The sequence below is a fragment of the Achromobacter mucicolens genome, from assembly GCF_902859725.1.
GTDB classification, from domain to species: domain Bacteria; phylum Pseudomonadota; class Gammaproteobacteria; order Burkholderiales; family Burkholderiaceae_B; genus Achromobacter; species Achromobacter mucicolens.
This window is the reverse complement of sequence record NZ_CADIJP010000016.1, coordinates 61,886-88,643: the sequence shown is the minus strand read 5'-3', so window position 1 is coordinate 88,643 and position 26,758 is coordinate 61,886. Positions and strand designations below refer to the sequence as shown.

The following is a 26,758-nucleotide window of genomic DNA, read 5'->3' as shown; positions in this document are numbered from 1 at the left end:
CTATTCCGACGCTTGGGGCTGCGAGGCGGGCGGCGTGGGCGCGGAATGCGCCTGGCTGCCGGAGGTGCCTGCCTTCTTGCGTGCGGTGGCAATCAGCGTGTAGGCCACCGGCACGACGAACAAGGTCAGTAGTGTACCCAGCAACAGCCCGCCCACCAGAACCCAGCCGATCTGCTGGCGCGATTCCGCCCCCGCGCCCGTGGACAGCGCAAGGGGGACGGTGCCCAGCACCATGGCGCCGGTCGTCATCAGAATTGGGCGCAGCCGCAGCACGCTGGCTTCGACCACGGCCTCGAACAGTTCCCTGCCCTCGTCGCGCAGCTGGTTCGTGAATTCCACGATCAGGATGCCGTGCTTGGTGATCAGGCCGACCAGCGTGATGAGCCCGATCTGGCTGTAGATGGACAGCGTGCCGCCCGTCAGCCACAGGGCAAGCAAGGCGCCCGTCATGGACAGCGGCACCGACAGCATGATGATGAACGGGTTGCGCCAGCTTTCGAACTGCGCCGCGAGCACCAGGTAGATGAAGGCCAGCGCCATCGCAAAGACCAGGTAGATGCTGCCCGACGAATCGCGGAATTCGCGCGACTGGCCGTCCAGGTCCGTGATGATCGTGTTGGGCAGGACCTCGCGCGCCACCTGGTGCATGTGGTCCAGCACCTCGCCCAGCGCATAGCCGGGCGCCACCGCCGCGTCGATCTTCACGGCCCGCAGGCGGTTGAAGTGGTTCAGCGACTGCGGCGACACGCCTTCGTGCACGCCCAGCAGGTTGTCCAGCTGGACCATGCTGCCGTCGCGCGCGCGCACATAGATGCCCGAGATGTCTGTGGGATTGGCGCGGTCGCGCGGCGTCACCTGCACGATTACGTCGTACTGCTCGCCCTCGTCCTTGTAGCGGGTGACCTGGCGGCCGCCCAGCATCGATTCGAGCGTGCGGCCCACCACGTCCACGTTGGCGCCCACGTCGGCCATCTTGTCGCGGTCCACGCGCACGCGCAGCTCCGGCGTGTTCAGGCGCAGGTCGGTGTCCAGGTTCAGCAGGCCCGGATACTTGCGCAGCTCGGCCAGGAAGATCTCGGTCAGCCGCGACAGCTCCTGGTACGAGGCCTGGCTCATGATGATGAATTCCACCGGCTTGGAACGGGCCGACTGGCCCAGCGACGGCGGATTGGTCGGGAAGGCGCGCACGCCCGGCAGCGAGGCGAACTGCGGCTGCAATTGCTGGGTGATGGCCTGCTGCTTGCGCTCGCGCTCTTCCCAGGGCTTCAGGCGCAGGATCGCGGTGCCGTCAGTGACCGTGGGAAAGCCCACCGTGACCTGGCTGCCGCTGGCTTCCGGGATGTCGGCATAGAACTTTTCAATGCCCAGCATGCTGTCCAGGGTGTAATTCAGCGTGGCGCCTTCGGGCGAGCTGACGAGGCCGAAGACCACGCCGCGGTCCTCGACCGGCGCCAGTTCACTCTTGACCACCTTGAACAGCACGCCGCTGCCTGCCGCCACGGCCAGCCCGATCACGACGACGATCCAGCGATGCCGCAGCGAGGCGCCCAGCATGCGGCGATAGCCGTTGCTCAGGCCGTTCAGCCAGCCTTCAATCAGGTTGTACCAGCGGTTGTGGCTGGTCTGGTGGCGCAGCAGCACCGAACACATCATGGGCGTGAGGGTCAGCGCCACGAAGCCCGACACCAGCACCGCGCCCGCCAGCGCCAGGGCGAACTCGATGAACAGCCGCCCGGTGCGCCCGGTGGCGAACGCCAGCGGCGCATACACGGTGACCAGCGTCATGGTCATGGCGACCACCGCGAAGCCGATCTCCTTCGAGCCGCGCAGCGCGGCTTCCTTGCGCGGCATGCCGTCCTCGATGTGCCGGTAGATGTTCTCCAGGACCACGATGGCGTCGTCCACCACCAGCCCGATCGCCAGCACCATGGCAAGCAGCGTCAGCGTGTTGATCGAAAAGCCGAACAGATACATCAGCGCGCAGGCGCCCACCAGCGACACCGGGATGGTGACGATGGGAATGATGCTGGCGCGCAGGTTGCGCAGGAAGAAGAAGATCACCAGCACCACCAGCACGATGGCTTCGATGATGGTGTGGAACACGGAATCGATGGAGCGCTCGATGAACACCGACGAGTCGTACGCGATGTTCAGCTTCATGCCGGCCGGCAGGGTCTCGTTCAGCCGCTCGACCTCCTGGCGGGCGGCCTTGGACAATTCCAGGGGGTTGGCGGTGGATTGGCGCGTGATGCCGATGTTGATGGCGGGCTTGCCGTTGAAGCGGGACAGGATCCGGTCGTTGGCGGCCGCGATCTCGACCTTGGCGACGTCGCGCATCCGCACCGGATAGCCCTTCACGTTGGCAACGATCACGTCCTCGAACTGGGCGGGCGTCTGCAGGTCGGTGGCCGACACCACCGAGAACTCCCGTGCCCGCGACTCGATGCGGCCCGCCGGAATTTCGACGTTCTGGCTGCGCAGCGCGGCTTCCACGTCCTGCACCGTCAATCCGTACGCCGCCAGCTTGTCGCGATCGACGTAGATGCGCATGGACGGCAGGCGCTCGCCAAAGACGCGCACTTCGGCCGCCCCGGGCAGCACCGACAGGCGGGTCTTGATGTAGCGGTTGATGTAGTCGGAGGTCTGGATCGCCGAGAACGATCCCGACTCCACGGCGATGTAGATAATGGGCTGGGAATCGGCCTCGACCTTGCCGATGATCGGCTCGTCGATCTCGTCGGGCAGGAAGCGCCGCGCGCGCGAGACCTTGTCGCGCACTTCGGCCGCCGCCGCGTCGGGGTCGCGCGAGAGGTTGAACTTGATGTTGATGAGGCTGCGCTCGGAGCGGCTGCGCGAGGTCATCACGTTGACCCCTTCGATGCCGGCCAGCTGGTCTTCCAGCGGCTTGGTCACCTGCGACTCGATCACCTCCGGCGAGGCGCCCTTGTACGTGGTGTCCACCGACACGATCGGCTCGTCGATCTTCGGGTACTCGCGCACCGTCAGGCGCGAATACGAGATCAGGCCGATCAGCACGATGATGAGCGACAGGACCGACGCGAACACCGGGCGCTTGATACAGGTTTCCGAGATACGCATGGCGCTATCGCTGAAAGGGTGAAGGGCCGGCTATGGGCCGTTGCTCACGATGGTCACGCGCGCGCCGTCCGTCACGCGCTGCAGGCCCGAGACCACCAGCATGTCGTTCAGGGCGACGCCGGTCAGGATCTCGACGCGGCCCTCGCGGCGTTCGCCGATGGTCACTTCGCGCCGATGCGCCACGCCGTTCTCGACCCGGTAAACGTACTGCGTTTCGCCCGACGGCGATAGCGCGGCCTCTGGCGCGACCAGCGCCTTGTCTTCGTTAAAGAGCAGTTGCACGCGGGCGAACATGCCGGGGCGCAGCACGCCGTCCTGATTGGCAACCGTGGCGCGCAGCAGGATGGACCGGCCGCCCGCGTCGACCAGCGGGCTGACCGCGTAGACCAGTCCGCGGCGCTCCTGGCCGGGCAGCGCATCCATGCGCAGCGTCAGTTGCTGTCCGACGCGCACCTTGCTCAGGTACATCTCGGGCACGCGGAAATCCACCTTGAGCGGATCGATGGCCTCAAGGGGCGCCAGGTCCTGCCCCTGGTTGACGTAATCGCCCACCGACACGCTACGCAGTCCGACAATGCCGGCAAAGGGCGCGGAAATGGTCATCTTGTCCAGCCTGGCCTGCGCCAGCGCCACGGCGGCCTCCTGCACCTTTAGCGTGCTGGCCGACTCGTCGCGCGCCTGCTGGCTGACGAAGCCCTTGCCCTGCAGTTCGACGGCGCGGCGGTAATGGCTTTGCGCCAGCGTCAGGTTGGCGCGCGCCTGCGCCAATTCAGCGCGCGGCACGGAGTCGTCCAGGCGGATGAGAAGCTGGCCCTGCTTGACGGGCTGGCCTTCCTTGAAATCAATGGCCTGGATGCGTCCGGCCACTTCGGGGCGCAGGACGACGGACTCATCGGAGCGCAGGCTGCCGACGGCCGACAGACCGCGCGCGAAAGGCACTTCCTGGACGGCGGCCACGGCGACACGGGCAGGCGCGGCGGGAGCGGATTGAGGTTTGGCGGAAGCCTGGGCAGGGGGTGCGGCCGGCGCCAGCCAGCGCGGCACAAATACGCCGAGCGCGGCCCCAGCGGCCAACCCTGCCGCGACGGCGGCCAGCAGTACAGCTTTTTTCATGCGCGAAAGTGGCGGTGTTGCGGCGCGGACCGGGCATGCCCCACTCGGACGTCGCCGCAGGAACTGGAGGAAGGGTTGGCACTTTAGCACCCGGATTTACATACTGGAACAATCCTGAAGCGCGATGAAAGAACTAAATCTGCCCTGGCCGGCGAATTCGAGGGTATATCCGGATGCCGTGGAGCGGCTGGACCAGGCGCAGGGCAGGTGTTCGGGGTCCTGCCGCGACGTGCCCGACCCGGACAGCCGCCCAATGGGCGGAGCCTGCCGCGTCAAGCGCGGCGCGCGACGTCCACGCCCATGTTGGCCAGCTGGTCGGCGCGCTCGTTGCCGGGGTCGCCCGCGTGCCCGCGGACCCAGCGCCAGGACACCGTGTGGCGCTGGACCTGTTCATCCAGCGCCTGCCAGAGCTCGGCGTTCTTGACAGGCTTTTTCTCGGCGGTGATCCAGCCGCGCCGTTTCCAGTTGGCCAGCCACTCGGTCATGCCCTTCATGACATATTGCGAGTCGGTGTGGATCGTGACGACGCACGGGCGCTTGAGGGCGCGCAGGCCTTCGATGACCGCCAGCAGTTCCATCCGGTTATTCGTGGTCTGGAGCTCGCCGCCATGCAGCGTCTTTTCGTGCGCGCCGGCGCGCATCAGCACGCCCCAGCCGCCGGGCCCTGGATTGCCCTTGCAGGCGCCGTCGGTCCACATTTCCACTTTCTGGTCGTTCGTTTTGTTGTCCTGCATGGTGCTGCGTGCGTGTCCTTGTGCTTGCAATGTGAGGCGGGCCCGGCGGCTCAGGAGGGGTCAAAGCCATCGTCCGCCTGGCGGTTGACCACCACCGAGGCAGCGCGGGCGCGCTTGGGTTTGGTCTTCCAGGCAGGCCCGATGATACGCATGCCGGTCACGCGCTTGACCGCCGAGACCATGTAGACGGCGCCGCCCAGGCTCCACCAGCGGGCGCCGGCCGATTCCAGGAAGCTCCAGCGCTCCAGCCATTTTTCGCTGCGGCAGGCCGGCGCGTAGCAACCGAACTGGCTTTCATCGACCTCCAGCGACAGCAGCTTGAACCAGTCCTTGAGCCGCGCCAGCGACACCTGCGACGACGGCGGCTGCGGCAGCCAGGGCTCCATGCCCGGCATGCGGGTGCGCGCGCCCCACATGCTCCAGGGGTTGAACCCCGAAATGACGACACGGCCCTCGGGGACGAGGACGCGCTCGACCTCGCGCAGCACGTTGTGGGGGTCGGGCGTGAGTTCAAAGGTGTGCGGCAGGATCAAAAGGTCCACGCTCTGGGATTCGAACGGCAGGGCCTCCGGCTGCGCGACGACCACGCGCGACTGCCAGCCCGGCAGGCTTTCCGGCGCCGGGGTCTCGGTGCCCACGTAGCCCTTGAACGGCATCCGGTTGGCCCCTAACAGGTTCAGGTCGGCAAGGCCGACCTGCCAGGCGTAATATCCGAAGACATCCGCGACGGCCGCGTCGAACTGGGCGCGCTCCCAGGCCAGCACGTACTGGCCCGGCGGCGTCTGGAACCATTCGGCCAGTTCTACAATCGGCGGAGTTTCTTCTGCCACGTTTTTTCCTTCGAATCCCATGCAAGCCTTGACCGCCCCCGCAGGCGGCCGCGATCGCAACGCCGCGGTCTTGCCTTTGCCAGCCTTTTCCGACAACTACATCTGGGCGATCGTCCGCGACGGCCAGGTGGCGGTCGTGGACCCCGGCGAAGCCGGACCCGTCTTGCGGTTTCTGGATCAGCAAGGCTTGAAGCTGCGCGCCATTCTACTCACGCACCACCACGGCGACCATGTGGGAGGCGTGCTGGAATTGTCCCGCATCGAGGGCATCACCGTATATGGTCCGGCGCGCGAAAAGCTGCCGCGATGTGATGTCCGGCTGGCCGAAGGCGACCGCGTGACGCTGCCGGAACTGGATCTGGACCTGTCGGTGCTGGACGTTCCGGGCCATACGGCGGGCCACATTGCCTACGCGGGCCGCGCGGCCGGCGTCGACCACGCGCTGTTCTGTGGCGACACGCTTTTCGCGGGGGGCTGTGGCCGGCTTTTCGAGGGCACACCCGCGCAAATGTTTGATTCCTTGGAAAAATTTTCCTCTTTACCGCCAGATACAAAAGTTTTTTGCGCACACGAGTACACTCTAGCGAACCTTCGCTGGGCATTGGCCGTCGAACCGGCCAACCGCGACCTGCAAACGTGGCATCTGCGGGCCCAGCAATTACGCGCGGAAGGACACCCCACGCTTCCTTCGACCATCGGTCAGGAACGCGCGACCAATCCGTTCTTGCGCACACAGCAGCCCGACGTCGTCCAGTCCGCAGCAAGTTGGGCCGGACGCAGCCAGACTACGCCGGTAGAGGTCTTTGCCTCCCTTCGTGAATGGAAGAACGATTTCAAGTGACCACCTGATGAATCTATCCCGACTCCTTCTGCCGCTCATGCTGGCAGTCCTCGCCGGTTGCGCAGGAACCAAAGCCCCCGATAGCAAGAACCTCACCACCAATTCCCAAGGCCGATACATTGCCCGGGACACGTCCCGCACGATCGACCTGACCAACCCGCCGGCTGACGCGTGGGACCGCATCCGCCGCGGTTTCGCCATCCCCAACCTGAACACCGACCTCTCCAAGCAGTGGACCGACTACTACGCGTCCCACCCCGAGGCGGTGCAGCGCATGGCCGAGCGCGCCGGCAAATATCTGTACTTCATCGTTGACGAGATCAACCGCCGCGGCCTGCCAACCGAGCTGGCGCTGCTGCCCTTCGTGGAAAGCGCGTACAACCCGACCGCGCTGTCGCGCGCGCAGGCCTCGGGCCTGTGGCAGTTCGTGCCGGCCACGGGCCAGCACTTCAACCTCAAGCAGGACTGGTGGCGCGACGAACGCCGCGATCCCATCGCCTCGACCAACGCGGCGCTGGACTACCTGGAAAAGCTGTTTGAAATGCAGGGCGACTGGTACCTCGCCCTGGCCTCGTACAACTGGGGCGAAGGCTCGGTGCAGCGCGCCATGGCCAAGAACGAGGCCGCCGGCCAGAACACCGACTACCTGTCGCTGAACATGCCGGACGAGACCCGCAACTACGTGCCCAAGCTGCAGGCCATCAAGAACATCATTGCCGATCCGCAGCGCTATGCGGTGGCGCTGCCGCCCGTCGGCAACACGCCGTACTTCGTGACGGTGCAAAAGAACAGCGACATCGACCTGGAAATCGCCGCCAAGCTGGCCGAAATGCCGCTGGACGAGTTCAAGGCCCTGAACCCCTCGTTCAACCGCCCGGTCATCCGCGGCGACCACGGCCCCACCCTGCTGCTGCCGGCCGACCGCGTCGAGATCTTCAACGCGAATCTCACCAACTACAAGGGCGACCTGTCCGCCTGGAAGGTCTACCACTCGCGCCGCGGCGAATCCTACGCGTCCATCGCCAAGCGGTTTGGCGTGTCCGAAGCCACCCTGCGCGAAACCAACGACATCAGCCGCCGCCAGAAGGCCGCTAACGGCCAGGCGCTGCTGGTACCGGGCGACCCCGGCACGGGCGGCGTGCAGATCGCGTCGCTGGCGCCCCCGGTGGGCGCGCTGGACTCGGCCCCGCAAGACAACAAGGCCGCCGCGCCGCGTGGCCGCGCCGCGCAGGCGCCCGCCGTGCGCGTCTCCAGCGCCCGCCCCAACGTGCGCAGCCACAAGGTCCGCCAGGGCGACACCCTGTTCTCGCTGGCCAAACAGTACGGCACCACCGTCGACGCGCTGCGCGCGCTCAACAACATCAAGGGCAGCGCCCTGAAGATCGGCACGCAGCTGCGCGTGCCTGGCACGAACGCGCGCGGCTGACACCCGCCACGTACGGCGCGGCGCCCCGGCACGGGGGCCGCGCCGCTCGCCCGCTGGTCCGCCAAATTCCCTAAAATAGGCGGTCTCCAGAAGGGAAAAAATCAAAGGACACATCTATGGGCTTTCTTGCCGGCAAACGCATCCTGGTCACCGGGGTGCTTTCCAACCGTTCCATCGCCTACGGCATCGCGCGCGCCTGTCATCAGCAAGGCGCCGAACTGGCGTTCACTTACGTCGGCGACCGCTTCAAGGACCGCGTGAGCGAGTTTGCCGCCGAATTCAACAGCAACATCGTGCTGCCCTGCGACGTGGCCGAAGACAGCCAGATCGACGGCGCATTTGCTGAACTGGCCAAGCACTGGGACGGCCTGGACGGCCTGGTCCATTCGATCGGTTTTGCGCCGCGCGAAGCCATCGCCGGCAATTTCCTGGATGGCCTGTCGCGCGAAGGCTTTCGCATCGCCCACGACATCTCGGCCTACAGCTTCGCCGCCATGGCCAAGGCCGCCCTGCCCCTGATGGAAGGCCGCAACGGCTCGGTGCTGACGCTGACCTACCTGGGCGCCGAGCGCGTGGTCCCGAACTACAACACGATGGGCCTGGCCAAGGCGTCGCTCGAAGCCAGCGTGCGCTACCTGGCCTCCGCGCTGGGCCCGCGCGGCATCCGTGCCAACGGTATCTCCGCCGGCCCGATCAAGACCCTGGCAGCCAGCGGCATCAAGGACTTCTCGGCCATCCTGAAGTTCGTCGAGAACCAGGCGCCGCTGCGCCGCAATATCACCATCGAAGACGTCGGCAATGTCGCGGCCTTCATGCTGTCGGATCTGGCCGCCGGCGTGACCGGCGAGATCACCCACGTGGACGGCGGTTTCTCGACCATCGTCCCGGGCATGGAAGAGTAAGACTTCCTTAGGCGGGGCGCTGCGCCCCGCCTTGCACAGGCGGCCCCGCCGCCTGCTCCGGCCTTCCTCAGTCCGGCCGCACGATCAGGGTGGACACCTGCACGTCCACCGCCGTCATCAGCTTGTGGATCGGGCACTTCTCGGCCACCGCCAGCAATTCGTCGATCTGGGCATCGGACAGCTCGCCGTGCAGCGTCAGCTTGGCGGTCAGCCGGTAGATGCCGCGACGTTCCTCGCTGGCATCGCGCACCACTTCCACTCCCACCGATTCCAGCGGCAGCCCCTTGCGCTGCGCGTAGACCATCAGGGTCATCGCCTTGCAACCGCCCAGCGCCGTATCGAAGTAATCATGCGGATCCGGCCCCTCCCCCTGCGGCTTGGGCATGTCCAGCGGCAGGTCGTGACCTTCGGCCGTCGCGGTGAACTGCAGGGACTGGGGCGCATTCTGGCGCACGCGGATGCTCATGAGTTGATTCTCCTGGTTGGGATTGCCGGGGACTGCCGAATGGCCGGCTTCAGGACGGTTTTAGCACTTGCTGAACTCTTGCGGGGCCGGATGGCGCGGCTGACGGAAAGCTGAACTTCCTGCCGCGGCCACGGTCCGATATCCCTGACCGTCAGATTCACAGGAGGCCGCATGAGCGCCCGGCAATTACTCGATCAACTGTTGCAGTCCGGACAAGGGCTGCTTTCCGACACCACGAACCGCGTGCAGAACGCCACCGGCGGCAAGGGCTCGTCCCTGCTTTCGGGCCTTGGCGGCGGCGCCCTGGGGGCAGGCGCCCTCGGCCTCTTGATGGGCAGCAAGAAGGCCCGCAAGATCGGCGGCAAGGTCGCCATGTACGGCGGCATGGCCGCGCTGGGCGCGCTGGCCTATCGCGCCTACGGCGACTGGCAGCGCAAGCAGGCCGGCGCGCCTACCGCGCCGCCGCAGACGCTGGACCGCCTGCCGGCTCCGGAAGCCGAACAGCACAGCAATGCGGTCCTCACCGCCATGATCGGCGCGGCCAAGGCCGACGGCCACATCGGCCCAGAGGAAAAATCCCTGCTGGAAACGGAACTGGCCAAGCTGTCGTCCGACGCCCAGGACCGCCGCTGGCTGGAGGCCGAACTGTCGCGCCCCCTGGATCCCAGCCTGATCGCCCAGTCGGCCAAGACGCCCGAAATGGCGGCCGAGATGTATCTGGCCAGCCTGCTCATCGTGGACGAGGAAAGCTTCATGGAGCGTGCCTACCTGGACGAACTGGCGCGCCAGCTCAAGCTGGAGCCGGGCCTGAAGGAACAGCTGGAGCAGCACGCCAAGGCGGCCGCCTGACCGCCGCCGCCGGCTTTGTAGCCGGCGTTGCAGCTCAATCCGCCCGTAGCCCGATCGCCTCGGTCAGCGCCGTGTAGCGGTCGATATCCGCGCCGATCATCCGCTGGAATTCATCCGGCGTGCTGCTCGCAGGCGTGAAACCCTGCTCGCGCAGCGCGGCCTGCACGTCCGGCCGCCGCACGATCTTCGCCACTGCGGCATTCAGCTTGTCGACCACTGCGGGCGGCGTGGCCGCCGGGGTCAAGAGGCCATGCCACTGATCCAGCGCGTAGCCGGACACGCCCTGCTCGGCCACCGTCGGCACCGTGGGCATCAGCGGCGAACGCGCCGGCGACGTCACGGCCAGCGCGCGCAGCTTGCCGGCCGCAATGAGCGGCGCCGCGCTGGATGCCGTCACCACCCCGAGGCCCACCTGGCCCGCCGTCACGTCCGTCAGCGCCGGGCCGCAGCCCTTGTACGGCACCTGCTGCATCACCGCGCCCGTCTTGCGAGAGAGCAGCTCGCCCGCCAGATGTTGGGGCGTGCCGTTGCCGCATGTGGCAAAGGGCAGCGGCTTGTCCGGCACGGCGGCAGCGACCACGTCGTCCAGGTTGCGCAGGGGCGAGGCGGCCGGCACGACGAACACCGAAGGCACGAAGGCCACGTTGATGACCGCCGCAAAATCCCGCTTCGGCGAGAAGCCCAGGTTGCGGTAGACGCCGGGGTTGATCGCAAACGAACTATTCACCATCAGCAGCGTGTAGCCGTCGGGCGGCGCTTCGGCCACGATGCGCGCGCCAATGTTGCCGCTTGCGCCCGGCCGGTTTTCCACCACGACCGGCTGCCCCAGCGACTCCTGCAGGCTGGCGCCGAGGCGGCGCGCAAGCAGGTCGGTGCCGCCGCCTGGCGGAAACGTCACGACGATCGTGATCGGATGCGATGGGTACGATGCGTCTGCCGGCGCTTCACCCGACGGCGGGTTGCCGCAGGCAGTCAGAGTCAGGGTAAGCAGCGAGAGCGACGAAAGCAGCAGGCGTTTCATTTTGCAGGCCGATAAATGTTCAGGCGTCCAGACCGATGTCGAGCACCTTGGCGCTGTGCGTCAGCCAGCCCACGGCGATCTGGTCCACGCCGGTGGCGGCCACGGCCGCCGCGGTGTCGGGCGTGATGCGGCCCGAGGCCTCGGTGATGGCACGGCCCCGTGCCATGGCGACAGCGCGGCGCAGGTCGTCCAGACTCATGTTGTCCAGCAGCACCACGTCCACGCCCAGCGCCAGCGCAACCTCAAGCTGCTCCAGCGTGTCGACCTCCAGTTCGATCTTGACCATGTGGCCGACGCCGGCCCGTGCGCGCTCGACGGCCGTCGCCACGCTTCCGGCCAGCGCGATGTGGTTGTCCTTGATCAGCACCGCATCGTCCAGACCGTGACGGTGATTGCTGCCGCCCCCCACGCGCACGGCGTACTTCTGCACCGCCCGCAGTCCCGGCATGGTCTTGCGCGTGCACGTGACGCGCGCGCCGTAACCCGCAATCGCACGCGCAATCGACGCCGTGGCGGTCGCCACGCCGCTCAGGTGGCACAGGAAATTGAGCGCGACCCGCTCCGCGCTGAGCATCGCGCGGGCATTGCCCTGAATGCGTGCGATCTCCATCCCCGGCGCCAGATCAGTGCCGTCGCGGTGAGACACTGTGAACGCAAGACTGGGATCCATCAGCCGGAACGCCAGTCGGGCCAGATCCAGCCCCGCCAGCACCCCCTCCTGCCGCGCCACCAGCCGCGTTTCGGCGGTGGCGTCGGCCGGCACGATGGCGTCGGTGGTCAGGTCGCCAGCGCGGCCCAGGTCTTCCAGCAGCGCCGCGCGCACAAGCGGCTCCAGCATGACGTCCGGCAAGGGCGGAACGGGCAGGCGATCAGCGGCGGCGGGCACAGCGGCTTTAATGCTCATTTTGAGTATTTGTAGCGTAAAAAAAGTCGCGCGAGATTTGCGCAACATTTATGCTAAATATGAGTATAAGCCTTGTCAAGCGTCAAACGACACGCGAGACGGGCAGCTTGCTGCCTGCAATGGCGCGCTCCAGCAGGACATCCCGGCGGAACCGGAAAAGCTTGGCGGGCCGTCCGGCCGTCCCGGTCGCCATCGCGCCGGTCTCTTCCACCAAGTCCTGCTGCTCGATGAAGCGGCGAAAGTTCTGCTTGTGCAGACCCCGCCCCGCCAGCGCCTCAACCGCCATCTGCAACTGCAACAGCGTGAACTCGTCCGGCATCAGCTCGAACACCACTGGACGGTACTTGATCTTGGCGCGCAAGCGCGCGATACCGGTGGCCAGGATGCGCCGGTGGTCGTGACGCATCGGCTGCCCCGGCGCCGCGGCCTGGCCGCCCGTGCGCCGCGCCGCCTCGGGCACCAGCCCGGCTTCGAACAGCAGTTCGTAGCGTTGCAGCACCATGTCTTCGTTCCACGCGGCGCCGTCCAGGCCGAACGTAATGCCTGCGCGTTGATGGCGGCGCGCGCGGACCGAGGCGTCCGCACTGTCTTCGCACCAGGCCGACAGGCGCGGCACGATTACCTCGTCCACCAGCGCGGGGGTGCCGGCACGCCGGTCCTCCCACGGAAAATAGCGATACCAGTCCTGCCATCCGACCTGCGCGACGCCCGTTTCGCCCGCCTCGCGCGTCAGGCCCAGATAGCTGACCGAGATGACGCGCCCGCCCGACTCATCGGAGCGGTCGCCGTCCGCGAACGTATAAAGCTGTTCGACATAGCCCAGCGGATGGTGCGTCTGCGCTTCCACCCAGTCGCGCAAACCGGCCTGCAGCGAGCGATGCGACAGCTCGAACGGTCCGGCCGGCAACGCGCGCGCATCGTCCGTGGTCAGCACGCGCGGCTCGCCGTTGGTGACGGCCACCAGCACGGCAACGAGTTCAGCATGAACGGAGCGTTCGACGGATTCGGTCAAGGCAGGCGAGGAAAAGGAAGTGTGAGTGTCGGCGCGCGCAAGGCGGCGGGAAGGTGAGGATTATAAGGATGCAGTGTGGCAAGTTTGGGGGCCGTTGTCCTGCAACAGCCCCTTGCAATCGTGACATCCAGAACGCAGCCTGCCCGCGGCGGCGGTTCTAAGATAGGTTCATGTCCAGGCGCATCGCCATCCTGGCATGCGCGCAGCCGGAGCAATCGCCATGTTGAAAACCTCTCCCGATCCGAACGCCGCGTCCAAGGCTGCTGACGAACCGAAGCCCCCCGTCAATCCGCGCAAGGGCACCGAAACCCTGCCCATGCCCGACGAAAGCAAGGTCGTCGCAGGCATGCCCCGCCGCGGCCGCGCCATTGCCGAACCCGGCGAGCCCGGCGTCATCACGCCGGAAGACGACGTGCTGGATACGTCGTACGACACGCCCAAACCTTGAGGCGTCGTCCGCCTTCAGACGCCCGGGGGTCCACCTTGGGCCACCCGGAGCCATTCCCATCAATCCAGCTTGACTTTCGCCCCCTCGATCACAGGCTTCCACTTCTGGTAGTCCTGCTTGATGGTCGCCGAGAACTGCTCCGGCGTCGTGGGCATGGCCTGCGCGCCCTGAGCAGCCAAGGCCTCCTGCATCGCCGGCAAAGCCAGCACCTTGTTGAGCTCCGTGTTCAGCGTCTGGATGATGGGCTTGGGCGTCTTGGCCGGCGCCAGCAAGCCATACCAGACCCGCACGTCGAAGTTCGGATACCCCAGTTCCGCCACCGTCGGCACGTCGGGCAGAACCGGGCTGCGCTGCGGCGAGGTCACGGCCAGCGCGACGGCGCTGCCGGCCTTGAGCTGCGGCGCTGCCGACGGGATCGACGTGAAGATCACCGGCACCTGTCCGCCCAGCAGGTCGGCCATGGCCGGCCCCGACCCCTTGTACGGCACATGCACCAGCTTGATGTCGGCCCGCTGCTGAAGCAGTTCGGCAGCCAGATGCGTGATGGTGCCGGCGCCGGGCGACCCGTAGTTGACTGCGCCGGGCGCCTTGCGGGCCGCTTCGATCAGCGCCTGCAAGGTCTGATAGGGGCTGGACTTGCCGGCCACGATGACCAGCGGCGCTTCGCCCACGATGCCGATCGGCTCAAAGTCCTTGACCGGGTCGTACGAAAGCTTGCTGTAGATGGAAGGCGCCACCGCCAGGTTGTCGACCTGCCCCATGACGATCTCGTAGCCGTCCGGCTTGGCGCGCGCGGCCGCGCCGATGCCGATGGTGCCGCCAGCGCCCGGCCGGTTCTCGGCCACCACGTTCCATTTGGTGGTCTCGCCCAGCTTGGCGGCCACCGTGCGGGACAGGAAGTCCGTGCCGCCGCCCGGGGTGAACGGCACGATGATGCGGATGGGCTGATTCGGGTAGGACTCCTGGGCGTGGGCGCCTGCCGCGACGCCCAGCACGCAAGCTGAAAGCAGAAGGTTGCGTAGCATGTGATGTGTCTCCGTCGTTATTGCTTTATAGGCAGGCGGTGTCGCCTTGGTGGTCCTGCCGCGGCGCGTTCAGATGACGCCGCGTTCCTGCAATCCAACAATGTCGTCCTGCGCAAATCCGAACTCCAGCAGCACATCGCGGGTATCGGCGCCCAGTGCGGGCGCCGGTTGCACGGGCCGGGCTTCGGCCTGCGCAAACTTGATCGGGAAACCCAGCATGCGCACATCGCCGTGGCCGCCATGCGGAACGTCGATCGCCATGCGCTGATCCTGCACCTGGGGATCCTCGAACACTTCCTGCAGGTTCAGCACCTGGCCGCACGGCACGCCGAACCGGTTCAGCCGTTCGATCCAGTGGGCGCTGGTGTGCTGACGCGTGCGCGTCTGGATGGCCTCGGTGATCGCCGCACGGTTGCGCATGCGATCGGCGTTCGTCGCAAAGCGCGGGTCGGCGCGCAGCTCGGACAGCTCCAGCGCGTCCAGCAGCTTGTGATAGACGACGTCGTTGCTGGGCGCGATGGCTACCTGCCCGTCGGCCGTCTCGAACAGCCCGTAGGGCGACGCGATGCCGTGATCGTTGCCCGTACGCGCCGGCAGCCGGCCGTCGGCAAAATAGTTCGACGCCTGAAAGCTCAAGAGGCCGATCATGCTGCCCAGGAGGCTCACGCTGACGCTGTCGCCCTGGCCGGTGCGCTCGCGGCGCAGCAGCGCCGCCACGATGCCAAGCGCGCCATTCATGCCGGCCACCAGATCGCTGATGGGCGGACCCGCGCGCATGGGCGGCTGGTTTTCCGCGCCATTCAGGCTCATGAACCCGCTCATCGCCTGCGCGATGAAATCGAAGGCCGGCCGGTCGCGATAAGGCCCCGTCGTGCCAAAGCCGTTGATGCTGCAATGAATGATGTCGGGCTTGAGCGCCTTGAGCGCCTCGTCTCCCAGGCCCATCTTCTGCATGACGCCCGGGCGGTAGTTCTCGACGATCACATCGCATTCGGCGATCAGGCGCCGCAGCACGGCCTTGCCCTCCTCGCTGTACAGGTCGAGCGTGACGGATTTCTTGTTGCGGTTGTAGTTGGCGAAGTACCAGCTCAGGCCGTCGCGTATCACGCCCTGGGCGCGCACCGGGTCGCCTTCGCCCGGCGTCTCGATCTTGATGACCTCTGCGCCCATGTCGGCGAGCAGTGACGTGCAGAACGGGCCCGAGATGATGCGGGTCAGGTCCAGAATGCGGAATCCGGATAAAGGCATGGGTTATTTTGAATCTAGGATTTCTGAAATCAGCCGACGGCGGCCACGGCGCCGTCGTAATCGTGCAAGGCAAGACGCGGCCCGGCCTTCATCACCTGGCCGGACAACGGGCGCTTCATCACCGCTTCAAGATGCCGCGACGCCTGGATCAGCGCCGCCAGGTCAATGCCTGTCTCGATGTCCATCTCGTGCAGCAGATTGACCGTATCTTCGGTGCAGACATTTCCCGTCGCCCCCGGCGCAAACGGGCAGCCGCCCAAGCCGCCCAGCGATGATTCAAAGGACGTGATGCCCGCGTGCAGGCCCTCGACCACATTCACCAGCCCGAGGCCGCGCGTGTTGTGAAAGTGCAGGGAAAAATCCATGGCCGGAAACGCGGCGCGCAGCGCGTCGACCGTCTTGCGCACGAGCCGCGGCGTCGCCATGCCCGTCGTGTCGCCCAGCGTGACGGCGTCGAAATCCAGGCGGGCAAACTCGGCCACGATGGTCTTTAACGTGGCGATATCGATATCGCCTTCGAATGGACAACCGAAGGCCACCGCGATGGCGCCCTTGCGCCGCATCGGTTGGCCCTTTAACAGCGCCGCCACGTCCTCGATGTCGCGCAGCGATTGCTCGACGGACCGGTTCAGGTTCTTTCTGTTGTGGCTTTCGCTGGCCGACAGGAACACCACGACTTCATCGGCACGCGATGCCAGCGCGCGTTCAACGCCGCGCGGGTTCGGCGCCAGCGCGCTCAACACCACGCCAGGCCGCTTGTCCGCCAGCGCCAGCAGTTCCGCGGCGTCGCGCATCTGCGGCACGGCACGGGGCGACACGAACGAGGTCGCCTCGATGTGCCGCACGCCGGCGGCAATCAATTCGTTCAGGATGGCAGCCTTGGTGTCGGTGGGCACGAACTCGGGCTCGCTTTGCAGTCCGTCCCGCAGTCCCACCTCCACGATCTGCACTCGGCTTGGAAGGCTCACTTCTGTCTCCTCGCGCCCGCGCGGCGGGCGGTCCATGGGCTTGATGAGTCATCTTCCGAGGTCATCCGCCCCGGCACAAATCGCGAATCTTCATCGGGGCATCGCCATTCGCGATGGCTGCGCGCGGCGGCGCCTGTGTTGGCCGTCCGGATTTTGCTGCGCAACATCCGGGTCCTAATCCGGAAAGACCTGCCTCAATTGCCAGAGGCGGCGGCCTCTTGCAGCAGGTGCTCCATCAGCAGGCGGGCAGCGCCGGACAGGGGTTCATTGCTGCGCACGCACAATTTGAGCTGGCGACGCGCCCACGCGTCCGTCAAAGGGATAATCCTAAGATCGCCGCAATCGAAGAGGGACAGCGCCTCCACGGGCACGATGCCGATGCCCAGTTCCCGGCGCACCATCGACACCAGCGCATCGTACGAGGTGACCTGGAATCGCAGCCGCACCGTCCGATTGATGGCCGCCGCCTCGCGCGTGAACAGGTAGTTCGCGGCGCTGCCCCGGTGCATGCCGACATGGTCGTATTCCAACGTGTCGGCAAACGCCACGCGCTCGCGCGCGGCGAGCGGATGAGACCGGTTGACCACCAGCGTCATCACATCGCGCCGGTACGGAAAACTCTGCAGCCCGCTGTCGTCATCGGTCTGGGTATAGATGCCGATATCGCTCACGTTTTCCTGCACCGCGCGCGTCACCGCCGAACTGACGTTTTCCTCAAGATCGATCTGCACCCCAGGATGCAGAGCCAGAAAGCGCTGCAGATCTTCCGGCAGAAACTGCGTGATGGACGACAGGTTGGCCGCAATGCGCACGTGCCCGCGCACGCCCGACGAAAAATCCCGGATCTCGTCCGTGAGGCCGCGTGCCTGATGCAGCAGCGCCCGCGCATGCCGCGCCAACGCGTGACCCGCGCCCGTCGCTTCCACCCCGCGAGCATGCCGCGTGATCAGCGCCACATCCAGGATGCGTTCCAATTCAGACAACCGCTTGCTCAGCGCCGAAGGCGCAATGTGCTCACGCGTGGCGGCCGCGGCAATGCTGCCTTCTTCGACCACGGCCACAAAGACCTGCAGGCTGTAGAGATCCAGGCGAGGCGCGGATGATCGAATCGGCGGGTCGAAAGTCATGGCACGAGCGTACCGTAACGATTCCCGGAAATGCAAAAAGCCCCGATCTTTGGGAGATCGGGGCTTTTATTGGCTGGCCGGTGAGGCCTTGCCGGTATTCGTGGCGGACAGAGGGGGATTCGAACCCCCGATACGCTTTTGACGTATACACGCTTTCCAGGCGTGCGCCTTCAACCGCTCGGCCACCTGTCCTACTGCATCTTCAGGGGCCTTTTGGTGCTGCTAAAAGGCGCTGCTGAAAATGCGAATCCGCGATTCTAGCAGAATGCGCGGCTACACAGCAAGCGGCCAAACAAAAAGGGACGCACTACGCGCGTCCCTTCCCCTGCCCACGGCTTTACTTCGACGCCGGCGGGTCCTGCTCCCGGTAGGAGCTGATCGTGCCGTCGGGTTCGGTCTCTTCGAGCCGGACGCGGAATCCCCACAGGCGGGCCAGGTGCTTCATGACCTGTTCGGCGTCTTCGCCCGCCAGCGGCCGGCCGCGGCTTTTCAGGTGGCGCAGCACGAGCGAGCGGTCGGTGTCGCGATTGAAGCGGATGACCTGGATATCGGGCACCTGGTTGTCGCGGTTGTGCTGCGCGGCAAGCAGGCGGCGGATGTCGCGGTAGCCCTCGTCGTCGTGAATCGCGGCCACTTCCAGCTTGGGGTTGGCCTGATGGTCCGAGATGGCGAAGAAGCGGAACTCGCGGATCAGCCGCGGGGACAGGTATTGCGAGATGAAGGATTCGTCCTTGAAGTTGCGCATGGCGAAGTCCAGCGTCTTCAGCCAGTCGCCGCCCGCAATGTCGGGGAACCAGCGGCGGTCTTCGGGGGTGGGCGCCTCGCAGATGCGGCGGATGTCCGACATCATCGCAAAGCCCAGCGCATAGGGGTTGATGCCGCCATAGCCGCGCTCGTCAAAGCCGCGCTGGCTGACGACGTTGGTGTGGCTTTGCAGGAACTCCATCATGAAGCCATCGTTCACCAACCCCTTGTCATGCAGGCGGTTCAGGATGGTGTAGTGCCAGAATGTGGCCCAGCCTTCGTTCATGACCTTGGTCTGGGTCTGCGGATAGAAATACTGCGCGACCTTGCGCACGATGCGCACCAGTTCCTTCTGCCACGGCGCCAGCTTGGGCGAGTACTTCTCGATGAAGTACAGCAGGTTTTCCTCGGGCTCGGGCGGAAACACGGCTGCCGCAACGCGGGTGTCCTTGTCCGCCTCGATCCGGGGCAGCGTGCGCCACAGGTCGTTGTACTGCAGGCGCGCGTGCTCTTCGCGCTCGGCCTGGCGGGTCGCCTCTTCCTTGTACGAGACCGGCGTCGGCCGCTTGTAGCGGTCCACCCCGTGGTGCGACAGCGCATGGCAGGAGTCCAGCAGCGACTCCACGGCGTCGATGCCGTAGCGGTCCTCGCAGTCCATCACGTACTTGCGCGCGAAGACCAGGTAGTCCAGCACGCCATCGGCGTCCGTCCATTGCCGGAACAGGTAGTTGCCCTTGAAGAAGGAATTGTGCCCGTAGCAGGCGTGCGCAATCACGAGCGCCTGCATCGGCATGGAATTCTCTTCCATGAGATAGGAGATGCAGGGGTTGGAATTGATGACGATTTCGTACGCCAGCCCTTGCATGCCGCGGCGGTAGAACTGCTCGTTGCGGATGAATTCCTTGCCGTAGGACCAGTGGGGATAGCCAATGGGCAAGCCCGCCGATGCGTAGGCATCCAGCATCTGTTCCGAGGTGATGACCTCGATCTGGTTCGGATAGGTATCCAGACCGTATTCGCGGGCGATCTGCGAGATCGCGTCGTCATAGGTCTGGATCAGTTCGAACGTCCATTCGGAACCCTGCGAGATCGGCACGGCGGCGCCGCCCGATCCCGGCTCCGCGAGAGCACCCATGTTGGCGTTCATGCGGTCTCCTTCTTGAACAGGTCGTGGAACACGGGAAAGATCTCGCCGCGGTCGCAGATGCGCCGCATGACGAAATGCGGTTCCAGTTTCTGTTCGTACTCGGCCCACAGGCTGCTCTTGCGAGCCTCTTGCGAGTCGGGAATTTCAATGTAGGCGAAGTAGCGTGTCGAGGGCAGCAGATGCTCGGCCAGGAATCGCGCGCTCTTGCCCGCGTCGGCGCCAAACGAGTCGCCGTCGCTGGCCTGCGCCGCATAGACGTTCCATGCGGCCGGCGGGTAGCGCTTTTCCAGGATCTCGCGCATCAGCTCCAGCGCCGACAGCACGATCGTGCCGCCGCTCTTGGGGTCATAGAAGAAGGTATGTTCGTCGACTTCCTCGGCGTTGTCGGTATGGCGGATGAAAACCAGGTCGACGTGTTCGTACTTGCGCGACAGGAAGAGATAAAGCAGCGTGAAGAAGCGCTTGGCGAGATCCTTCTTGCCCTCGTCCATGGAGCCGGACACGTCCATCAGGCAGAACATGACGGCGCGCGCCATGGGGATGGCGACCGACACGCGATTGCGATAGCGCAGGTCCAGGTCGTCCAGGAACGGCACACGCGCCAAGCGCTCACGGCAGTCCTCGACGTTCTGTTCCAGCTCGCGCACGCGCGCCGCGGGCACGCCCGCCGCCTTGGCCTCTTCCAACGCCTTTTCCGCGTCTTCGAGGTCGGCGCGCGCCTTCACACCGAGCGACACGCGCCGCGCCAGCGACGACTTCAGCGTACGGCTGATGCTGAGCGTGCTGGGCGAGCCCGTGGTCGTGTAGCCCGCGCGTTGCCACTTCTTCTGGCTGACTTCGCCAAGCTGGTTGCGCGCCAGGTGCGGCAATTCCAGATCCTCGAAAAAGAGGTTCAGGAATTCGGCGCGCGACAGGCTGAAGGTGAACTGGTCCACCGACTCGCCTTCACCCGGCTCGGACCCGCCTTCACCCTGCCCGCCCTGCGGCCGGTCGAAGGTGTCGCCCTTGGCGAATTCGCGATTGCCCGGATGCACCATCTCGCGGTCGCCGCCCGCGCCGTGCCGGAACGTCGGCTCGGAAATATCGCGGGCGGGCAGGTTGATCTCACCGCCTTGATCCATATCCTGGATCGAGCGGTCACGGATCATCCCGTGCACCGCCTTGCGGATCTGATCCTTGTAACGCCGAAGAAAGCGCTCCCGGTTAACGGCGCTCTTGTTGCGACCGTTAAGACGGCGATCGATCAGTGAATTCATGATTCACCTCGCTCAGGAAGACTTCCTCACACGGAGATACCACTCGCACAGCAGCCTGACCTGCTTTTCCGTGTAGCCCTTCTCCACCATCCGGTCGACGAAGCTCTGGTGTTTCGACTTGTCCTCGGCCGAGGCCTTGGCGTTGAACGAAATCACAGGCAGCAGGTCTTCCGTGTTCGAGAACATCTTCTTCTCGATCACTTCGCGCAGCTTTTCATAGCTGGTCCAGTTCGGATTGCGGCCGCTGTTGTTGGCGCGCGCCCGCAGCACGAAGTTCACGATCTCGTTGCGGAAGTCCTTCGGATTGGCAATGCCCGCCGGCTTCTCGATCTTTTCCAGCTCATCGTTCAGCGCGCTGCGGTCGAAGCTTTCGCCGGTTTCAGGATCGCGGAATTCCTCGTCCTGGATCCAGCAGTCGGCAAACGTCACGTAGCGGTCGAAGATGTTCTGGCCGTACTCGGAGTAGGACTCCAGGTAGGCGGTCTGGATCTCCTTGCCGATGAACTCCGCATAGCGCGGCGCGAGAAAGCCCTTGATGAACTCCAGGTAGCGCCGGCGGATCTCGTCGGGATAGTCTTCGCGGCCGATGCGTTGCTCCAGCACGTACATCAGGTGCACCGGATTGGCGGCCACTTCGGTCTGGTCGTAGTTGAAGACGCTGGACAGGATCTTGTACGCGAAACGCGTGGAGACCCCGGTCATGCCTTCGTCGGTGCCCGCGTAGTCCTTGTATTCCTGCAGCGCCTTGGCCTTGGGATCGACATCCTTCAGGCTTTCGCCGTCGTAGACCCGCAGCTTGGAATAGATGCTGGAATTCTCGGGCTCCTTCAGGCGCGTCAGCACCGAGAACTGCGCCATCATGTCCAGCGTTCCGGGCGCGCACGGCGCTTCGGACAGCGAGCTGTGATGCAGCAGCTTCTCGTAGATGCGGACCTCTTCGGAAACCTGCAGGCAGTAAGGCACCTTGACGATATAGATACGGTCAAGGAACGCCTCGTTGTGCTTGTTGTTGCGGAAGGTCTGCCACTCGGATTCGTTCGAGTGCGCCAGGATCGTGCCGTTGAACGGGATGGCCGAGAAGCCTTCCGTGCCCTTGAAGTTGCCTTCCTGGGTGGCCGTCAACAGCGGATGCAGCATCTTGATCGGCGCCTTGAACATTTCCACGAACTCGAGCAGCCCCTGGTTCGCCAGGCACAAGCCGCCCGAGTAGCTGTAGGCGTCCGGGTCGTCCTGCGAATGGCGATCGAGTTTGCGGATATCCACCTTGCCCACCAGCGACGAAATGTCCTGGTTGTTCTCGTCGCCCGGCTCGGTCTTGGCGATGGCGATCTGGCGCAGCACCGAAGGGTTCAGGCGCACAACGCGGAACTTCGAGATGTCGCCGTCGAATTCCTTCAGGCGCTTGACTGCCCACGGCGACATGATGCCGGTCAGGTAGCGCTTCGGAATGCCGTATTCCTTTTCGAGCATGTCGCCGAACCGTTCGGGATGAAACAACCCGAGCGGCGATTCGTTGACCGGCGATCCCTTCAGGGCGTAGATCGGAAAACTTTCCATCAACGCCTTGAGCCGTTCGGCGATGGACGACTTGCCGCCGCCCACCGGCCCGAGCAGATAGAGGATTTGCTTGCGCTCCTCCAGTCCCTGCGCGGCGTGCTTGAAGAACGCGACGATCTGTCCGATCACGTCCTCCATGCCGTAGAACTCCTGGAACGCCGGATAGCGTCGGATGGTCCGGTTGGAAAACAAACGGGAAAGACGTGGGTCGTTGCGCGTATCCACGATCTCGGGTTCGCCGATCGCGGCCAACATGCGCTCAGCGGGGCTGGCGTAGGCCATGGGATCGCGCTTGGCGAGGTTCAGATACTCCTCGAGCGAGAGCTCCGATTCCTGCTCTCTTGCATACTGCGACTTGAAGCCTTCGACGATGTTTTGCACGGAAACCTCCTACAACACGCGAAAAATTCAATACGTCCCTACATGCCCATTGTGCATCAGCGCCTGCGAATTACTAAACAACTTCGCTGTCGGCGTTTTCGGCAGGTCGTTATGTTGCTTTCGCCACACATCAACCATAAGCACGATCGGACCCTTTCTGTTTAGGCTGCACCCCTCGGAAACAAGTTCCATCAGGGTTGCAACGCTGGTGAGCAAATTCGCACAGTCGTTTTCAGCATAGAGCCGCATATAGCGTGCCTGACGCAGCCGCACATGAAATGCTCGGCAATGAATTGACGGAATGAGCGATATCCAATGGATTCTTATGAGCCGGGGATAAACCCGAAGCGTCCGCCATGCGATCGCAGCGAACGTGCTGAACGGCGCTTTGCGTCTTCGTTCAGTGTCGTGCCGGTCGGTGTTGAACTGCGCCGATTCGCGGCACGGGAATCCGTGGTGACGAGGGCGCGCGGCGGCTGTGCGGGGGGTCCGTGAGCGCGTAGCGCCAAGTCATGCGTCTTATGCTAAGCCTGTGACCGCCTCGTGGCAATTCATTTTGTGCGAATTGCGCGTGCTCGTAATCACGCGAAACACGATTGACGCCGCGCGTGCCGATGCCGGTCAGCCAATACGGCACGTCGCATCGGCAGCGCCGCGCCGCCAAGACGCAGGCAGCGCGCGGCTCTACGTGGATTGGCAGCCGAACGCCCGGAGTGCTAGCAGCGGTTTTGCTAGGACAGCGCGGGCAGCGCCACGCTTTCCATCAATTGGCGCCACGTGCCGGCCACACGCGCGCGAACGCATAGATCTGCACCCACGCGCACGGCATCGGTGAATTCATAACGCCGCGCGGCGTCCAGATGTTCCAGCATTGGCAGGCGCACCATGCCGGCCGCGTCGCCCAGCAGCACCGGCGCCAGATACAGCAGCAGTTCGTCGACGCAGCCAGCGGAAACCAGCGCGCCGCTCAGTCCCGCGCCGGCCTCGACGTGGACCTCGTTGAACTGCTCGGCAGCCATCCAGCGCATCATTGCGGGCAGATCGACGCGCCCCGGTTCCGTCCCGGGCAAGCACACGACACTCGCGTTCTTGTCCGCCAGGCGCGCGGCCTTTGCGGCGTCCTCGCGCGCGGTGAACACGATGACTTGCGCCCCGTCGAAAAGCCGCGCGGTTTCGGGGATCTGGAAAAGGCCGTCCACGACGGCCTTGCGCGGCTGGCGCGGCGTCTGGACGTCGCGCACGTTCAGTTGGGGATCGTCCTTCTGCACCGTGCCCATGCCCGTCAGGACGACACAACTGCGCGCGCGCCAGCGGTGCCCGTCAGCGCGCGCCTCGGGGCCGGTGATCCATTGCGACATGCCGTTATGCAGCGCGCTGCGGCCGTCCAGCGACGCCGCCATCTTCATCCACACCCACGGCAGGCCGCGGCTCATGCGCGAGATGAAGCCGGCGTTCACCGCCAGCGCCTCTTCGCGGCATACGCCCGTCGTCACCGCGATGCCGGCGTCGCGCAGGCGCGCCAGCCCCTGCCCGTTCACCAGCGGATTGGGATCGCCCATCGCGACCACCACGCGCGCCGGCCGCGCCGCCAGCACCGCATCCACGCAAGGCGGCGTGCGGCCGAAATGGCTGCAGGGCTCCAGCGTGACGTACAACGTGGAACCTGCCACCGACTCGCCACGCGACTGCGCGTCGCGCAGCGCGCAGATTTCGGCATGCGGGCCGCCTGGCGGCTGCGTCGCGCCCTCGCCCAGCACGCGGCCGTCACGCACGATGACGCAGCCGACCCGGGGGTTGGGCGCGGTGGTCGTCATGACGGTCTGCGCCAGCGCCAGCGCGCGTCGCATCCAGAAGAGGTCGTCGGAGTCACGGGAAATGTCCATGCCGGCGATTGTATGTCCGCCGGCGCCGTCCCGCCCGGCTTTGCCCCCATGCCGCCGCGCAGAGATACGGATGTCCGTTTTGGGCCGCCCGCCGTCTCGGATCGCGCTCGCCGCCGAGCCGGTTCGGAGTAAAAATAGCGCCGTACCCCTAGAATCCATGGCCAGGAGGCCCGGAAATGAAACAGGCACTTATCGTTATCGACGTACAAGACTCTTTCCGCCAACGTCCGTTTTGGGACGAATCGGAGTATCCGGCGTTCATTTCGCAGATTCAGGCCCTGATCGATGGCGCCCAGGCCAAGGACATTCCAGTGCTGCAGGTGTTTCACACCAGCCCGTCCGATGATCCCGCGAACCCCTTTTCGCTCGCCTCCGGACACGTCAAGACATTGAAGGAACTGCGCATCGCTCCGACCGCGGTGTTCCACAAGACGGTCCATTCGTCGCTCTACGCGAAGGATGAAACCGGCGCCTCGTTGCACGACTGGCTGCTCAAGCATGGCATCGAAGGCATCATCGTGGCTGGTATCCGCACCGAACAATGCTGTGAAACCACGTCGCGCCATGCCAGCGATGCCGGCTTCAAGGTGGTCTTTCCGACTGACGCCACGCTGACCTTCGCGATGCAAAGCCCGTCGGGCAGGACCTACACGCCGGCCGAGATCCGCGACCGGACCGAACTGGTCCTGCAAGGCCGTTTTGCCCGTATCGTCCGCGCCGCCGACGCGCTGGCCGTGTAACGCGCGGGCGGGAGGCGCAGATGGTTCCGGTCTACTTCGTGGTGCCGCGCGGCATCGTCCTCCTGGACCTCGCCGGTCCGGCGGAGGCCTTCCGTGTGGCCAACAAGCTGTGTCCGGGCACGTTCAGCCAGCATTTCTGCAGCCCCTCCCGCGACGTCGAAAGCGGCATTCCTGGTCTGCACCTGGCGCACTTGCAGCCACTGCCGGCCGTGCTGCCGGCAAATGCGCTGGTCATCGTCTCGGGCGTGGTGGGCAAACACACGCGCCTGGACGATGAGGAGGCGCGCGCCATCGTGGCGTGGCTGGCTGCCCGGCATCCGGCCGACGGCTTCACCTTGATGACGGTCTGCGCGGGCGCGCTGTTCGCGGCTGCAGCGGGGCTGACGCGGCAGCGCGAATGCACCACCCACCACACCTGCCTGGATCAGCTCGCTGCCCTTGATCCCACCGCCCGGCTGCTGGACAACCGCATCTTCGTCGAGGACGGAAACCTCGTCAGCAGCGCGGGCATCACGGCGGGGATCGATCTGGCGCTGCACATGGTGGCGCGCCATTGCGGCCCGCGCGTGGCCAGCGAGGCGGCGCGCGACATGGTGGTCTACCAGCGCCGCGCCGGCTCGGACTCGGCCTTGTCGCCGTGGCTGGACCATCGCAGCCATATGCATCCGGGCGTGCACCGGGTGCAGGATGCCGTCATCCGCGATCCCGCCGCCCCCTGGTCGGCCCAGTCGCTGGCGGACCAGGCGCACACCAGTGCGCGGCACCTGACGCGCCTGTTCCGCGAGCACGCGGGGTGCACGCCGATGGATTACCTGTATCAGATCCGCGTGGCGCTGGCTCGCGACCTGCTGCGCGACACCCGGCTGGACCTGGAACGCGTGGCGGAGAAGTCGGGATTTGGATCGGCGCAGCACATGCGCCGCGTGTGGCGCAAATTCCAGCCGCTGACGCCAAGTCTGATGCGCGGGACGCCCGGCAATGAAGCGTTCGGCAGCGGCGCGCCCATGCAATAAACGGCGCCCGGGGCGCCGTTCAGG

At 65.5% G+C, this 26,758-nt stretch carries 23 protein-coding genes and 1 tRNA gene; 7 read left to right on the top strand and 17 right to left on the bottom strand.

From position 1 onward, the window contains the following. From HV786_RS19880 to HV786_RS19865, 4 genes are all read right to left on the bottom strand, one after another. Positions 1-3,099, bottom strand: coding sequence for an efflux RND transporter permease subunit (locus HV786_RS19880; protein ID WP_128829923.1), 3,099 nt, complete (start codon positions 3,097-3,099; stop codon positions 1-3). 30 nt (positions 3,100-3,129) lie between these two features. Then, entirely contained in the window at positions 3,130-4,212 is a 1,083-nt protein-coding gene (locus tag HV786_RS19875; protein ID WP_128829922.1) for an efflux RND transporter periplasmic adaptor subunit, read from the bottom strand. Positions 4,213-4,484: 272 nt separating this feature from the next. Then, a complete protein-coding gene (rnhA, locus tag HV786_RS19870; RefSeq protein WP_175211632.1) occupies positions 4,485-4,946 on the bottom strand; it encodes a ribonuclease HI in 462 nt (153 codons plus the stop codon). A 50-nt stretch (positions 4,947-4,996) separates the two neighbouring features. Then, positions 4,997-5,776: a class I SAM-dependent methyltransferase gene (locus tag HV786_RS19865; protein WP_128829921.1), complete on the bottom strand. Its 780-nt coding sequence runs from the start codon at positions 5,774-5,776 to the stop codon at positions 4,997-4,999. Positions 5,777-5,795: 19 nt separating this feature from the next. Here HV786_RS19865 and gloB point away from each other — a divergent pair, with 19 nt between their 5' ends. The 3 genes from gloB (at position 5,796) to fabI (ending at position 8,945) form a co-directional block, all read left to right on the top strand. Continuing rightward, on the top strand, positions 5,796-6,617 hold the full coding sequence (gene gloB, locus HV786_RS19860; protein ID WP_128829920.1) for a hydroxyacylglutathione hydrolase: 822 nt from the start codon (positions 5,796-5,798) through the stop codon (positions 6,615-6,617). Between the two features lie 7 nt (positions 6,618-6,624). Beyond that, positions 6,625-8,043: a transglycosylase SLT domain-containing protein gene (locus tag HV786_RS19855; RefSeq protein ID WP_152383359.1), complete on the top strand. Its 1,419-nt coding sequence runs from the start codon at positions 6,625-6,627 to the stop codon at positions 8,041-8,043. Positions 8,044-8,159: 116 nt separating this feature from the next. Next, entirely contained in the window at positions 8,160-8,945 is a 786-nt protein-coding gene (gene fabI, locus HV786_RS19850; RefSeq protein ID WP_128829919.1) for an enoyl-ACP reductase FabI, read from the top strand. A gap of 67 nt (positions 8,946-9,012) precedes the next feature. On the opposite strand, the gene HV786_RS19845 is transcribed toward fabI, so the two are convergent. Continuing rightward, positions 9,013-9,411: an OsmC family protein gene (locus HV786_RS19845; RefSeq protein WP_056327870.1), complete on the bottom strand. Its 399-nt coding sequence runs from the start codon at positions 9,409-9,411 to the stop codon at positions 9,013-9,015. 171 nt (positions 9,412-9,582) lie between these two features. Here HV786_RS19845 and HV786_RS19840 point away from each other — a divergent pair, with 171 nt between their 5' ends. Beyond that, positions 9,583-10,260, top strand: a complete 678-nt coding sequence (locus HV786_RS19840) for a tellurite resistance TerB family protein (protein ID WP_128829918.1) — start codon at positions 9,583-9,585, stop codon at positions 10,258-10,260. A gap of 34 nt (positions 10,261-10,294) precedes the next feature. Here the strand turns inward: HV786_RS19840 and HV786_RS19835 are convergent, their stop codons facing one another. From HV786_RS19835 to HV786_RS19825, 3 genes are all read right to left on the bottom strand, one after another. Further along, positions 10,295-11,281, bottom strand: coding sequence for a tripartite tricarboxylate transporter substrate binding protein (locus tag HV786_RS19835; protein ID WP_175211630.1), 987 nt, complete (start codon positions 11,279-11,281; stop codon positions 10,295-10,297). Between the two features lie 19 nt (positions 11,282-11,300). Next, entirely contained in the window at positions 11,301-12,185 is an 885-nt protein-coding gene (gene nadC, locus HV786_RS19830; protein ID WP_062838512.1) for a carboxylating nicotinate-nucleotide diphosphorylase, read from the bottom strand. A gap of 82 nt (positions 12,186-12,267) precedes the next feature. Beyond that, positions 12,268-13,197: an NUDIX hydrolase gene (locus HV786_RS19825; protein ID WP_175211628.1), complete on the bottom strand. Its 930-nt coding sequence runs from the start codon at positions 13,195-13,197 to the stop codon at positions 12,268-12,270. Between the two features lie 220 nt (positions 13,198-13,417). Between HV786_RS19825 and HV786_RS19820 the strand changes: the two genes are divergently transcribed. After that, positions 13,418-13,645: a hypothetical protein gene (locus tag HV786_RS19820; RefSeq protein ID WP_128829917.1), complete on the top strand. Its 228-nt coding sequence runs from the start codon at positions 13,418-13,420 to the stop codon at positions 13,643-13,645. Positions 13,646-13,704: 59 nt separating this feature from the next. Here HV786_RS19820 and HV786_RS19815 read toward each other — a convergent pair whose 3' ends face one another. The 9 genes from HV786_RS19815 to ribD form a co-directional block, all read right to left on the bottom strand. Next, a complete protein-coding gene (locus HV786_RS19815; protein WP_128829916.1) occupies positions 13,705-14,670 on the bottom strand; it encodes a Bug family tripartite tricarboxylate transporter substrate binding protein in 966 nt (321 codons plus the stop codon). Positions 14,671-14,739: 69 nt separating this feature from the next. Further along, positions 14,740-15,918: a CaiB/BaiF CoA transferase family protein gene (locus HV786_RS19810; RefSeq protein WP_128829915.1), complete on the bottom strand. Its 1,179-nt coding sequence runs from the start codon at positions 15,916-15,918 to the stop codon at positions 14,740-14,742. A 29-nt stretch (positions 15,919-15,947) separates the two neighbouring features. Then, positions 15,948-16,886 carry a hydroxymethylglutaryl-CoA lyase gene (locus tag HV786_RS19805; RefSeq protein WP_128829914.1) on the bottom strand — a complete coding sequence of 313 codons (939 nt, stop codon included), beginning with the start codon at positions 16,884-16,886 and terminating at the stop codon, positions 15,948-15,950. 194 nt (positions 16,887-17,080) lie between these two features. Next, on the bottom strand, positions 17,081-18,013 hold the full coding sequence (locus HV786_RS19800; RefSeq protein WP_062838505.1) for a LysR substrate-binding domain-containing protein: 933 nt from the start codon (positions 18,011-18,013) through the stop codon (positions 17,081-17,083). A gap of 101 nt (positions 18,014-18,114) precedes the next feature. Continuing rightward, positions 18,115-18,205, bottom strand: a tRNA-Ser gene (locus tag HV786_RS19795). Between the two features lie 145 nt (positions 18,206-18,350). Continuing rightward, positions 18,351-19,904: a SpoVR family protein gene (locus tag HV786_RS19790; RefSeq protein WP_175211624.1), complete on the bottom strand. Its 1,554-nt coding sequence runs from the start codon at positions 19,902-19,904 to the stop codon at positions 18,351-18,353. Beyond that, positions 19,901-21,160, bottom strand: a complete 1,260-nt coding sequence (locus HV786_RS19785; protein ID WP_128829913.1) for a YeaH/YhbH family protein — start codon at positions 21,158-21,160, stop codon at positions 19,901-19,903. The genes HV786_RS19790 and HV786_RS19785 overlap by 4 nt, the downstream gene beginning before the upstream one ends. Positions 21,161-21,172: 12 nt before the next feature. Beyond that, positions 21,173-23,089, bottom strand: coding sequence for a PrkA family serine protein kinase (locus HV786_RS19780; protein WP_370458365.1), 1,917 nt, complete (start codon positions 23,087-23,089; stop codon positions 21,173-21,175). Positions 23,090-23,829: 740 nt separating this feature from the next. After that, on the bottom strand, positions 23,830-24,981 hold the full coding sequence (gene ribD, locus HV786_RS19775) for a bifunctional diaminohydroxyphosphoribosylaminopyrimidine deaminase/5-amino-6-(5-phosphoribosylamino)uracil reductase RibD (RefSeq protein WP_175211622.1): 1,152 nt from the start codon (positions 24,979-24,981) through the stop codon (positions 23,830-23,832). Positions 24,982-25,157: 176 nt separating this feature from the next. On the opposite strand from ribD, the gene HV786_RS19770 reads away from it, so the two are divergent. Both HV786_RS19770 and HV786_RS19765 read left to right on the top strand, forming a co-directional pair. Next, positions 25,158-25,721, top strand: a complete 564-nt coding sequence (locus HV786_RS19770) for a cysteine hydrolase family protein (protein WP_128829912.1) — start codon at positions 25,158-25,160, stop codon at positions 25,719-25,721. A 20-nt stretch (positions 25,722-25,741) separates the two neighbouring features. Next, positions 25,742-26,734, top strand: a complete 993-nt coding sequence (locus tag HV786_RS19765) for a GlxA family transcriptional regulator (protein WP_128829911.1) — start codon at positions 25,742-25,744, stop codon at positions 26,732-26,734. Positions 26,735-26,758: the final 24 nt, after the last annotated feature.